Below are 10,954 nucleotides of genomic sequence, written 5' to 3' on the forward strand. Positions count from 1 at the left end.
GTGTTGCTCGTGGTTTAGACGATGGTGAGCGTCACGTCGATGTTGCCGCGCGTGGCGTTCGAGTACGGACACACGATATGTGCCTTGTCGACGAGCGCCTGGGCGGCCGCGCGATCCATGCCGGGCAACGAGATCTTCAGTTCGACTTCGATGCCGAAGCCATTCGGAATCTGGCCGATGCCGACATTGCCGGTGATCGAGACATCGGCGGGGAGAGCAATCTTGTCGCGCGCCGAGACGAATTTCATCGCGCCGATGAAGCATGCGCTGTAGCCCGCGGCGAACAGCTGCTCGGGGTTCGTGCCGTCGCCGCCCGCGCCGCCGAGTTCGCGCGGCGTGGTGAGCTTGAGGTCCAGGTGGCTGGCGGGAATGACGGCACGGCCATCGCGGCCGCCGGTGACGTTGGCTTCGGCGCGGTAGAGGACTTTTTCGATCGACATGACAGGCTCCTTTGAGCAAAGACGGTTCATTGAAAGTACGGCGGTGTACGGCACTCAATTTAGTGGTGCAAGGCGACAGCCATGTGCACCAGGGTCCAGCAGAAGAGCAGCGCTTGCGAGTTTCCGGCCGTCAATTTCTGCAGTCTATCGATCATCAGATAGATTTCCGGCCGTCGAAACACGTTCATGATGCCCCTCCTTCTAGCTATCTATCAGAAGATAGAATTCGCGGCCCAATAAAAGAGGCGGCTAGCCGCCCCGTCTTACGGGCGAGAATACTTTACTGAGCCACGCGCCACATGGCTTCGACATCTTCGAGGCGCGACTTCGTATGGAACAGCCGGCTCGCCAGCACGCTGCCCTGCAAGGCCGCGAACAACGTACGGGCCGAGCTTTCCGGCTTGCCGCGCACGACCAGCGTGCCTTCTTTCGCGCCTTGAGCCAGCACCTCGGCCAGCCAGCTTTCGTTGGCGCGGAAGAACGCCTGCACAGCGTGGCGCACGGTTTCCGGCAGCGACTCGATATCGGCCGCCAGCATGCCGCAGAGACAGATCTGGTTGCCGTCGCCCAGCGTTTTGCCGAAGAGCCGCGTGTACGTAGCGAGCTTTTCGCGCGCCGGCAGCGCCGCGTCGATCGATTGCAATCCCGCCATGACTTCGCCGCTGTACTGGCTCACCGCTTCGAGCACCAGGTCGTCTTTCGACGGGAAGTAATAGTGGATGCTCGACGTTTTCACGCCCACCAGTTCTGACAGGTCGCGGTAGCTGAAGCCGTTATAGCCGCGCAGCATCATGAGCGTGATGGCGTGATCGAGAACCTGCTCCCGGACTGTCAACTTCGTGTTCATGGGCTCCAATTTATCTACTGGAAGATAGATTGTCAAGCGCTTCGCGAAAAAATTCCGGTGTGCCGGGCGCGACGCGACCTCCTGGCCGCGTCCGGCGGGGTGATATCAGATCCCGCGATGTCCGGCGCCGAAAATGAGGCGCAGGCCCAGCGCACCGATCGCGCCAGCCGCAATGCGGTCGATCCAGCCCTTGGCGCGCAGATAGAGATCGCGCGGACGCTGGCTCGAAAAGCACAGCGCGACGACCGTGTACCAACCGGTTTCGATCGCGAAGACGAGCGGCGGCAGCGCGAAGTAGCACCACAGCGGCGGGTTATGCGGCAGCAGCGCGACGAAGATGCCGCCGTAGGCGATGGCCGTTTTCGGGTTGCTCAACTGGGTGGTGAGGCCGCTCCAGTATGACTTGCCGGGGCGCCCGCCCGGTACGGCCGTCCCGCTCATCGCGACTGGCGAGCCGGCGCCGCGCCAGATGCGCGAAGCGATGTAGAGCAGATAGGCGCCACCCGCGATCTTGAGCGCGGCGTACAGCCAGGCAACGGTGGCGAGCAGGGTGTAGAGCCCGGCGAGGGCGATACCCGCGAAGCAGATCGCTCCCGTGCCCATGCCTAGTGCGGTGGCGACGCCGTCGCGGCGCGAGAGACCGATCGCGTTGCGCGCGACGAGCACGAAGCTCGGACCAGGGCTCATGGCGCCGAGTAGAACAGCGAGGAGAATGCTGGCGACGGCGGCGAGGGGGGACATGCTGGCGGCTCCATGCGGGAGGGAATCCCGAACACTAACACGCGCGCAGATGCGCCGCGAGGATTCCCCGCTGACGCCGCGTGATCGTGCCAGCCGCCTGAATAGTGCTTAGTTATCTTGAGCGTTTCGTTTGTGCTGGTCGCGCTCGCGATTCCAGTGGTGCAGCAGCACGCGCGTCTGTTCCGCGATGCTCTGCTTCAGAAAATCGGCCTTCGACCTGTCGATGTCGTCCCAGCCGAGCATCGTGAGCGTGGAGCGTCGTGCGATGAAGAAAAGCAGAAACTGCCCGTACAGGCTGAACATGCGCACCACGGTGAGCGGATCGTGGGCCGGCATGCCGGTGATGCGTTCGAGCAGTTCCACGTTGATGGTGTTCAGCGGCAAGCGCACGCGCTCACGCAGGATTTCAGAGCCGATCTCCGGTTCGCCGCCGCCCTGTTCGCGCGCGAAGAACAGACGCTGGTCCGGCCCGTGCTGCTTGACGAAGGAACGGTCGGCCACGGCCGACTGGATGTCGATGAAGGCGTCGATCAGCGCTTCGGTGTCCGCGTTGCGTGCGAGCGCAACGCGTGCGCGTTGCACGGCCGGTTCGAACGACTGCCACGATTCGTCGGCGATCGACTCCGCGCAGGCGCGATAGAGGCCTTCCTTGTTCTCGAAGTAATACTGCAGCGCCGGCGCGTTCACGCCCGCGCGCGCGGCGATGTCGCGCGTCGACGCGCCGTCGAAGCCGTGCTGCCCGAACAGGCTGATGGCCGCCTCGATGATCTTGCGGCGCGTTTCGTCGCCACGCGCATAGCCTCCTTCGGGCGAACGTCGCAGTTTCTTACCTTCGCTCATGCAATTTCCTTTCATATCCCTGCGAAATATAACACTTGACACAATTTTTCCAGATGGAATAATTTTGCCGACTGGAATAAATCGAGAAACAACATCATGTCTACGACTGCAGGCGCGCCCGTGCGCGACGTGCCGGACGCCGCCGCCGCGCCCGCGCGCAGCGGCGCCAAACGAACCATCCTGATCCTGCTGGCGCTCGCGGCACTCGTCGGCGCGGCGGTGTGGCTGGGCCACTGGTGGGTCGTCGGGCGTTTCATCGAATCCACCGACGACGCCTATCTGCAAGCCGACAGCGTGACGATCGCCCCGAAGGTGAGTGGCTACGTGACGGACGTCTACGTGGCCGACAACCAGGCTGTGAAGGCGGGCGATCCGCTCGTGAAGCTCGACGCGCGCCAGTATCAGGTGGCGCTCGACCAGGCGCGGGCCAACGTCGATGCGCGTATGGCGGACATCGGGAATGCGCAGGCGCAGATCGAGCAGCAGCGCGCGAACGTGGCTCAGGCACAGGCGCAGCAGGAAGTCGCCCAGGTGAGCCTGCGCCACGCGAACGACGAAGTGGCGCGCTACGCGCCGCTCGCCGCCACGGGTGCGGAAACCACCGAACGGCTGGCCGAACTCAAGAGCGAACGCGACAAGGCGCAGGCCACGCTCGCCGCCGACGCAGCCGCCGTCACCTCCGCACGCTCGCAAATCTCGGCACTGAACGCACAGCTCTCGCAGGCGCGCGCGCAGCTCGAGGCGGCGCGGGCGAACGCCGCGCAGTCGCAACTCGACCTCGACAACACCGTGGTGAAGAGCGCGCTGGCGGGCCGGGTGGGCGACCGCACCGTGCGCGTGGGCCAGTACGTGCAGCCGGGCACGCGCATGCTGACCGTCGTGCCGGTGCAGCGCACCTACCTCACGGCGAACTTCAAGGAAACGCAAATAGGCCGCATGCGCGCAGGCCAGCCCGTGGAGCTGCACGTCGACGCGCTGCCCGGCCACACGCTGCACGGCGTGGTGGACAGCTTCTCGCCGGGCACGGGCGCGCAGTTCGCGCTCTTGCCGCCGGAGAACGCCACCGGCAACTTCACGAAGATCGTGCAGCGCGTGCCGGTGCGCATCCGCCTCGAAACCGGGCCGCAAACGCGCAGCGTGCTGCTGCCGGGCATGTCGGTGACCGTCGATGTCGACACGCGCTCCGCGCGTGAGGACGACCGCCGTATCGATCAAGAGAACCACCGTGGCTAATACGGCTCGCGCAGCGGTGCCGCATCCGCATGGCGAGCGCGCGAGCGCGGCCGACTGGATCGCCGTCGCGGCGGGTGCGCTCGGCGCGTTGATGGCCACGCTCGACATCTCCATCACGAACTCGGCGTTGCCGCAGATCCAGGGGCAGATTGGCGCGACGGGCACCGAAGGCACGTGGATTTCCACGGGCTACCTGATGTCCGAGATCGTGATGATTCCGCTCGCCGCGTGGCTCACGAGGGTGTTCGGACTGCGAAATTTCCTGCTCGCGAACTCGGCGCTCTTCATCGCCTTTTCGATGATGTGCGGCTGGTCGACCACGCTCGGCATGATGATCGCCGGGCGCATCGGTCAGGGCTTCACGGGCGGCGCGATGATCCCGACCGGCCAGACCATCATCCGCACGCGCCTGCCGCTGTCGCAGCTGCCCGTGGGCATGACGGTGTTCGGCCTGATTGTGCTGCTCGGCCCGCTGCTCGGGCCCGTGGTGGGCGGCTGGCTCGCGGAGAACATCAGCTGGAGCTGGTGCTTCTTCATCAATCTGCCCGTGTGTCTTGCGCTCATCACGCTGCTTCTCGTCGGGCTCGAAGCCGACCGGCCGCACTGGGAAGCCTTTCTCAAGGCGGACTGGCTCGGCATTGCCGGGCTGGCAGTGGGCCTGAGTTCGTTGACGGTCGTTCTCGAAGAGGGCCAGCGCGAACGCTGGTTCGAGTCGAGCTTCATCGTCACGCTCACGTGGGTCTCGCTCGCGGGTATGGCGCTCATCGCGCTTTCGCAGTTCACCGCGAAAAAGCCGATTCTGCGTCTGTCGCTCATGCGCAATCCGCGCTATGCGAGCGTCATCATTATCGTGTTCGCGGTGGGCGCCGGGCTTTATGGCATTTCGTACCTGCTGCCGCAGTTTCTGAGCCTCGTCGCCGGCTACAACGCGCAGCAGTCCGGCGCGATCATGCTGCTTTCGGGGCTGCCCGCGTTCCTCGTGATGCCGATTCTGCCGCGCCTGCTAGGCAAGGTGGATTTCCGCATTCTGGTGGTGTCCGGGCTGCTGCTCTTCACGCTGAGCTGCATGCTCGACATTTCGCTCACCGCGCAGAGCGTCGGTCACGATTTCGTCTGGTCGCAGCTCGTGCGCGGCGTGGCGCAAATGCTCGCGATGATGCCGCTGAACCAGGCCTCGATGGCGGCGGTGTCGCGCGAAGACTCCGGCGACGCGGCCGGGCTCTACAACATGGCGCGCAATCTGGGCGGCTCGGTGGGCCTTGCGATCATCGGCACGCTCATCGACCGGCGCGAGGCGTTCCATACCGCCGTGCTGCGCGAATCGCTCAGCGCCAATTCGATCATCGGCCAGGAGCGTGTGGCCGCGAGCGCGGCCAACTGGTTCACGCAGACGGGCGACATGGCGCACTCGCAACTGCAGGCGCTCGGCCAGATCGCGGCGCAGATCTCGCTGCAATCGATGGTCATCACGTACTCCGAAACATTCTGGGTGCTCGGCATTGCACTGGCGGCTTGCGTGCCGCTCGCGCTCCTGCTCAAGAAGCCGCAGCCCGGTGCACAAGCGCCGTCTGGCGGCCACTGAAGATTATCACTGACTCATGACGGCAACCCGTTACTCCCGAATCTCCTGCGCCGCGCTGAGCGCGTTTGCCGCTGCCTGCACGCTGGCCGCCTGCACCGTGGGCCCCGATTATCGCGGCGCACCGGCCGTCGCGCCGGAAGCGGCGAACGCCGCGTCGTTCCTGCGCACGCCCGCGCAAGGCGTGACGCCCGCACGTGCACCGAGCCAATGGTGGCTCGTGCTGAACGACCCGCAACTGAACACGCTGATCGAAGCGGCGCTCGCGCACAATCCCGATGTGCGCGCGGCGCAGGCGCGCTTGCGCGCTTCGCGCGCGCAACTGCAACAGCAACGCGCCGCCGAACTGCCGAAGGTCGGCGCGAGCGCGGCGGCGATCCGCTTGCGCCAGCCGGACCTGAGCGCCTTGACGTCGTCGGGCAGCAGTTCGGGTCAGGGCGGCGCTTCCGGCGGCGGCCCGGTCACGTTCTACACGGCGGGCTTCGATGCCTCGTGGGAAATCGACCTGTTCGGCGGCACGCGCCGCGCCGTGGAAGCGGCGAGCGACGAGGCCGATGCCGTGAACGCCGATCTTGCGGACACCCAGGTATCGCTCGCGGCCGAAGTCGCACAAGCCTACATCGACCTGCGCGACGAGCAGCAGCGCCTCGCCATCGCGCAGCGCACGGCGCAGCTGCAGCAGGAGATGCTCACGCTCACCGAGCAGCGCCGCGCGGGCGGCACGGCGGCCGAGGTGGACGTGGAGCGGCTCACCACCCAGGTGGAAAACACGCGCTCCACGATTACGCCGCTCGCGGCGCAAGTGGAAATATCGCTGGATCAGTTGGCCGTGCTGACCGGCAAGGCCCCCGGCGCGCTGGATGCGGAACTGGCAACGGCGCAGCCGCTGCCCGCGCTGCCCGCAAGCGTGCCCGTGAGCGATCCCACCACGATGCTCGCGCAGCGCCCCGATATCCGTGCGGCGGAGCGGCGTCTCGCTTCGAGCAACGCGCAGATCGGCGAGCATGTGGCGGACTTTCTGCCCAAACTCACACTGTTCGGCGACCTCGGCTTTTCGGCCGCGGAGCCGGGGCACCTGTTCCGCAAGAGCAACTTCAGCTGGGTAGGGGCGCCATATCTGCAGTGGAACGTATTCGACTTCGGGCGCACGCTGGGCGCGGTGCGTGGCGCGCAAGCGTCGCGCGACGAAGCCGAAGCGCATTACGAAAAAGCCGTGCTCGCGGCGCTGCAGGACGCGAACGCGTCGCTCTCGCGCTATGGCTATCAGCGCGAGCATCTGGTGACCTTGCAGAAGGTGCAGGTTTCCGCCGAGCGCTCCGCGACGCTCATGCGCCAGCGCTACCGTGCGGGGGCGTCGAGCCTCGTCGATCTGCTCGACACGCAGCGCACGGAATTCGCTGCGCAGCAGAACGTGGTGTCCGGCCAGGCCGACTTGCTCAAGGACTTCGTGTCGCTGCAGAAGAGCCTCGGTCTCGGCTGGCAGACCACCACGACGGCCACGGCCGAGACAGCCGCCACGCCGGGCTAACCAGGTTCGGCAGGCCGGCCTCGCGTCAACCGCGTGCCTCGCCGCGCGCCATGCTGGCGAGCACGCCGTCGCGGCGAATGAGCGCGTGAAAGAGCGCGGCGCCCAGATGCAGCAGGACCGTCGCGTAGAGCGCCATGGCAAGCCACGTATGCGCGGCGCGCAGCCATGCATAGAGCGTGACGTCGTGAGGCACGATCGGAGGCAGGTGCACGCCGCCGAGCATCACGATGGGATAGCCGCCCGCGGACAGCATCGACCAGCCGATCAGCGGCATGGCGATCATCAACGCATAGAGCACGAGATGCGAGGCGTGCGCGCCAAGTCGCTGCCAGATGGGCAGATCGGCCGGCAAGGGCGGCGCGCCGCGCTTGAGCCGCACGGCTACGCGCAGCAGCACGAGCGCGAGCAGCGCGATACCCAGCGGCCGGTGGAGCGCGAGCAGCGCGTCATGCAGCCTCGAAACGGTCGCGACCATCCCCACGCCGACGAACAGCATCGTGACGATCAGGACTGCCATCGACCAGTGCAGAACGCGCTGCAGCGCGCTGAAGTGTTGGCCCGGTTGTCTCATGGCTGCGCGCCTCCCTGCGTTTGCGAGAGGTTGGCTTCCTCGCGTGTGCGTCGATTGAACGAAACGGCATACGCTGCCGACCGGGCGGCGAGCAAGGGATCGTCCGAAGGCTTCAGGCCGTCGGGCAGGATGGTCGGGTCGTAGTTCACGTCGCGGCACATGCCGTTGGCTTGCGGTTCGGCGCGCTGCAGGACCAGCGTGCCGGCATCGATCTGATGGCGGTCGGCGGGCCATGACTGCGTGGCGTCGTTCGTGGGGTCGCCGGGTGCGGCGACCGTGAGCACCAGGTGCCAGCGTAGCGGCCCCCGGGCGAAACGCGTGAAGAAGTCGTCGGCGAGGAAGTTCGGGTCGGCTTTTTCTGCCGGCGTTTGCGGCGCATAAGCCGCTTCGGGCACGGTCTGCCAGCGCACGGCATGCTGGTTGCCGGCGGCATCGGTCGCGATGAAGGCGTTGACGCTGTAGAACGCCGTATTCGCGAAACTGGAGGAGGGCGGGTGCGCTTTCAGCCACTGGCGGAACGGCAGCGTTTCCGGATTCGCTTGGAAGAAGGCGTCGAGCTTCGCGGCGTCGGGCTTGCCCGTCGCCGGGTCCGGTTTCGAGGCGACCAGTTGGCTATAGAACTGCTTCGGCGTGCGAACGACGAAGATCGGTACGGAATTCATGCCGGTGCGCCATTGCTCGCCGTCCTGCAACTGGAAGAGCAGCGCCATGCTGCGCACGGGCGTGCTCGCGTCCGGCGCGGCGGGATTGCTGCCGGGAATGGCAAAGCGTCCGATCACGGGCGTGCGGCCCGGTGCGAACACGGCTGCCCGCGAGACCTGCGCGCCGTTGCCGTTGCTTTCGAACCAGCCTTCCACGCAGAGCCCCTTGGCGTGATTGCGCCGATAGCCCATATGGATGCCGTAGTTCGACTCGAACGTATTGACGATATGCGGCGCGGTGAGGCGTTGCGGCGTGAGCCAGCCGGCCGTCCATGCAAATGCCGCGCCAGCGCAACCCACCACGGCCGCAATGGCCGCGAGCCGGCATGGCACGCAGATCGAGGCGCGGTTCATGGGCGCGCTCCCGTGCGTGCGCGCTGCAACGCAATCGAAAGCGAAAAGTGTGCGAATGTGCGCATGATGGGTCCAGTCGATGGCCCGAGGGCCGTTACTGGTGTCAACAACACGTCACGGCGGTTTATTCCCTGTGCGAGGCGAAATCGTGCAACGATGCCAGGGCGCGCGCGTTTTCAGCGCTGAACGCCTCGAACAAGCTCGATGTGAGAAGGAGAGAACCATGCTGACTGGCGGCTGTTTGTGCGGCAAGGTCCGCTACCGGATTTCGGCTGCGCCGGTTGGCAGCACGGTGTGCCATTGCGTGGATTGCCGGCGCGCATCGGGCGCGCCGTTCGTCGGCTGGATCAGTGTGCCGTGGAGTGCGTTCCGGCTCGTTGCGGGCGCAACGAAAGCACGTGCGTCGAGTCCGGGTGTCGAGCGCGCGTTCTGCGCCGATTGCGGCACGCCGCTCACCTACCGGCACGCGGCGTTCGCGGACGAGATCGACGTGGCGACGGGCACGCTCGATCGTCCCGATGACGCGCCGCCCGACAGCCACACCTGGACCTCGCAAAAGCTGGCCTGGGTGCAGCTCGCGGACGGCTTGCCGCAATATCCGCGTGCGCTTCCCGAACCGTAAGCCGGAGAAGCGCGCGCGTTGTCAGCGTGAAGCGATCAACGATGCTCGGTCACGAACTTCGTGACGAGATAGGCTTCCATCGCTTCGCTGCCGCCTTCCGAGCCGTAACCCGAATCCTTCACGCCGCCGAACGGCGTTTCCGGCAGGGCGAGGCCGTGATGGTTGATCGACAGCATGCCGGTTTCCACGTCGTCGGAGAGCGCAGCCGAAGTCGCGCTCGAGCGCGTGTAGGCATACGCGGCAAGACCATACGGCAGGCGGTTCGCTTCGACGATTGCGTCCTGGTAGCTCGAAAAACGCGAGATCGGCGCGATCGGGCCGAACGGCTCCTCGTTCATGATGCGCGCGGAAAGCGGCACGTCGGTGAGCACGGTCGGCGCGAAGAAGTAGCCTTCGCGGCCCACGCGCTCGCCGCCCGTCAGCACCTTGGCGCCCTGTTCGCGCGCGTCGGCCACGAGGCGTTCCATCGCCGCGAGGCGGCGGTCGTTCGCGAGCGGGCCCATCTGCACGCCGTCTTCGAGACCGTTGCCGACCTTGATCGCGCGCGCCGTCGCGACGAAGTGCTCGACGAATTCGTCGTACGCAGCGTCTTCCACCATGAAGCGCGTGGGCGAAATGCAGACCTGGCCCGCGTTGCGGAACTTCGCGCTCGCGAGCAGCTTCGCGGCGCGCGGCACGTCGGCGTCGGCGAACACGATGGCGGGGGCGTGGCCGCCCAGTTCCATCGTCGCGCGCTTCATGTGCTCGCCGGCCTTCGAGGCGAGCAGCTTGCCCACCGGCGTCGAGCCCGTGAACGAGATCTTGCGGATGGCCGGATGCGCGATCAGGTACGACGACACTTCCGCCGGCACGCCGAATACGAGGTTCAGCACGCCTGCGGGCAGGCCCGCGTCGACGAACACTTTGACGAGTTCGGCGCAGCTGGCCGGCGTTTCTTCCGGTCCCTTGAGCACGACGGTACAGCCCGAGGCGAGCGCGGCCGACACCTTGCGCACGGCCTGGTTGAGCGGGAAGTTCCAGGGCGTGAACGCGGCGACCGGACCCACCGGCTCGCGCGTGACGATCTGGCGAACGGCGTCCGAACGCGAGGGAATCACGCGGCCATAGGTGCGGCGGCCTTCTTCCGCGAACCAGTCGATCGTGTCGCCGCCCGCGAGCGTTTCGAGCTTCGCTTCGCCAAACGGCTTGCCCTGCTCGCGCGTCATGATCGCGGCGATGTCGTCTGCGCGATCGCGCAGCAGTTGCGCGGCGCGGCGCATGAGCTTGCTGCGCTCGAGCGGCGAGACTTTGCGCCATTCGCGGAAGGCGCGCTCGGCGGCGCTGGCCGCATCCGAAAGGTCCTGTTCGCTCGCGAGGCTCAGGCGGCCGATTTCCGCTTCGGTCGCGGGGTCGATCACAGCAATCGTCTTCGCGCCGGCGCGCCATGCGCCGTCGATGTAGATCTGGGTGTCGGGATAGGGCTTCACGCTGGAACTCATGATGGGACGATCCTTGTCAA

General features: G+C 66.3%; 12 protein-coding genes. 4 read left to right on the forward strand and 8 right to left on the reverse strand.

Annotated elements, in window-relative coordinates; translation table 11 throughout:
* Positions 1-14: 14 nt before the first annotated feature.
* From C7411_RS24120 to C7411_RS24135, 5 genes are all read right to left on the reverse strand, one after another.
* Positions 15-440, reverse strand: a complete 426-nt coding sequence (locus C7411_RS24120) for an organic hydroperoxide resistance protein (protein ID WP_042261835.1) — start codon at positions 438-440, stop codon at positions 15-17.
* Between the two features lie 59 nt (positions 441-499).
* A complete protein-coding gene (locus C7411_RS38660) occupies positions 500-628 on the reverse strand; it encodes a hypothetical protein (RefSeq protein ID WP_258365440.1) in 129 nt (42 codons plus the stop codon).
* A gap of 92 nt (positions 629-720) precedes the next feature.
* A complete protein-coding gene (locus tag C7411_RS24125; protein WP_069266028.1) occupies positions 721-1,287 on the reverse strand; it encodes a TetR/AcrR family transcriptional regulator in 567 nt (188 codons plus the stop codon).
* A 105-nt stretch (positions 1,288-1,392) separates the two neighbouring features.
* On the reverse strand, positions 1,393-2,028 hold the full coding sequence (locus C7411_RS24130) for a LysE family translocator (RefSeq protein ID WP_110386566.1): 636 nt from the start codon (positions 2,026-2,028) through the stop codon (positions 1,393-1,395).
* 108 nt (positions 2,029-2,136) lie between these two features.
* Complete coding sequence (locus C7411_RS24135) at positions 2,137-2,868, reverse strand: CerR family C-terminal domain-containing protein (RefSeq protein WP_110386567.1); 732 nt, start codon at positions 2,866-2,868, stop codon at positions 2,137-2,139.
* Positions 2,869-2,964: 96 nt separating this feature from the next.
* Here C7411_RS24135 and C7411_RS24140 point away from each other — a divergent pair, with 96 nt between their 5' ends.
* Genes C7411_RS24140 through C7411_RS24150 form a run of 3 tightly spaced genes read left to right on the forward strand, consistent with a single transcriptional unit; the run spans position 2,965 to position 7,208 of the window.
* A complete protein-coding gene (locus C7411_RS24140) occupies positions 2,965-4,101 on the forward strand; it encodes an HlyD family secretion protein (protein ID WP_110386681.1) in 1,137 nt (378 codons plus the stop codon).
* Positions 4,037-5,683 carry an MDR family MFS transporter gene (locus C7411_RS24145; protein WP_110386568.1) on the forward strand — a complete coding sequence of 549 codons (1,647 nt, stop codon included), beginning with the start codon at positions 4,037-4,039 and terminating at the stop codon, positions 5,681-5,683. The genes C7411_RS24140 and C7411_RS24145 overlap by 65 nt, the downstream gene beginning before the upstream one ends.
* Before the next feature lie 16 nt (positions 5,684-5,699).
* Entirely contained in the window at positions 5,700-7,208 is a 1,509-nt protein-coding gene (locus tag C7411_RS24150) for an efflux transporter outer membrane subunit (protein ID WP_110386569.1), read from the forward strand.
* A 25-nt stretch (positions 7,209-7,233) separates the two neighbouring features.
* Here the strand turns inward: C7411_RS24150 and C7411_RS24155 are convergent, their stop codons facing one another.
* Together C7411_RS24155 and C7411_RS24160 are read right to left on the reverse strand one after the other, a co-directional pair.
* Positions 7,234-7,779 (reverse strand): cytochrome b, encoded by a 546-nt coding sequence (locus C7411_RS24155; protein WP_110386570.1) that lies wholly within the window; start codon positions 7,777-7,779, stop codon positions 7,234-7,236.
* Positions 7,776-8,834, reverse strand: coding sequence for a catalase family peroxidase (locus C7411_RS24160; RefSeq protein ID WP_110386571.1), 1,059 nt, complete (start codon positions 8,832-8,834; stop codon positions 7,776-7,778). Before C7411_RS24160 ends, C7411_RS24155 begins: the two co-directional genes overlap by 4 nt.
* A 223-nt stretch (positions 8,835-9,057) precedes the next feature.
* Between C7411_RS24160 and C7411_RS24165 the strand changes: the two genes are divergently transcribed.
* Complete coding sequence (locus C7411_RS24165; RefSeq protein ID WP_110386572.1) at positions 9,058-9,456, forward strand: GFA family protein; 399 nt, start codon at positions 9,058-9,060, stop codon at positions 9,454-9,456.
* A 35-nt stretch (positions 9,457-9,491) separates the two neighbouring features.
* Here C7411_RS24165 and C7411_RS24170 read toward each other — a convergent pair whose 3' ends face one another.
* Positions 9,492-10,934 (reverse strand): NAD-dependent succinate-semialdehyde dehydrogenase, encoded by a 1,443-nt coding sequence (locus C7411_RS24170; RefSeq protein WP_110386573.1) that lies wholly within the window; start codon positions 10,932-10,934, stop codon positions 9,492-9,494.
* Positions 10,935-10,954: the final 20 nt, after the last annotated feature.

It is taken from the genome of Paraburkholderia silvatlantica, assembly GCF_003096715.1.
Taxonomy (GTDB): Bacteria; Pseudomonadota; Gammaproteobacteria; order Burkholderiales; family Burkholderiaceae; genus Paraburkholderia; species Paraburkholderia silvatlantica.

Excerpts from the sequence above, each read along its gene's own strand:
- C7411_RS24120 (WP_042261835.1), bottom strand. The coding sequence starts at position 440 with ATGTCGATCGAAAAAGTCCTCTACCGCGCCGAAGCCAACGTCACCGGC.
- C7411_RS38660 (WP_258365440.1), bottom strand. The coding sequence starts at position 628 with ATGAACGTGTTTCGACGGCCGGAAATCTATCTGATGATCGATAGACTG.
- C7411_RS24125 (WP_069266028.1), bottom strand. The coding sequence starts at position 1,287 with ATGAACACGAAGTTGACAGTCCGGGAGCAGGTTCTCGATCACGCCATC.
- C7411_RS24130 (WP_110386566.1), bottom strand. The coding sequence starts at position 2,028 with ATGTCCCCCCTCGCCGCCGTCGCCAGCATTCTCCTCGCTGTTCTACTC.
- C7411_RS24135 (WP_110386567.1), bottom strand. The coding sequence starts at position 2,868 with ATGAGCGAAGGTAAGAAACTGCGACGTTCGCCCGAAGGAGGCTATGCG.
- C7411_RS24140 (WP_110386681.1), top strand. The coding sequence starts at position 2,965 with ATGTCTACGACTGCAGGCGCGCCCGTGCGCGACGTGCCGGACGCCGCC.
- C7411_RS24145 (WP_110386568.1), top strand. The coding sequence starts at position 4,037 with ATGTCGACACGCGCTCCGCGCGTGAGGACGACCGCCGTATCGATCAAG.
- C7411_RS24150 (WP_110386569.1), top strand. The coding sequence starts at position 5,700 with ATGACGGCAACCCGTTACTCCCGAATCTCCTGCGCCGCGCTGAGCGCG.
- C7411_RS24155 (WP_110386570.1), bottom strand. The coding sequence starts at position 7,779 with ATGAGACAACCGGGCCAACACTTCAGCGCGCTGCAGCGCGTTCTGCAC.
- C7411_RS24160 (WP_110386571.1), bottom strand. The coding sequence starts at position 8,834 with ATGAACCGCGCCTCGATCTGCGTGCCATGCCGGCTCGCGGCCATTGCG.
- C7411_RS24165 (WP_110386572.1), top strand. The coding sequence starts at position 9,058 with ATGCTGACTGGCGGCTGTTTGTGCGGCAAGGTCCGCTACCGGATTTCG.
- C7411_RS24170 (WP_110386573.1), bottom strand. The coding sequence starts at position 10,934 with ATGAGTTCCAGCGTGAAGCCCTATCCCGACACCCAGATCTACATCGAC.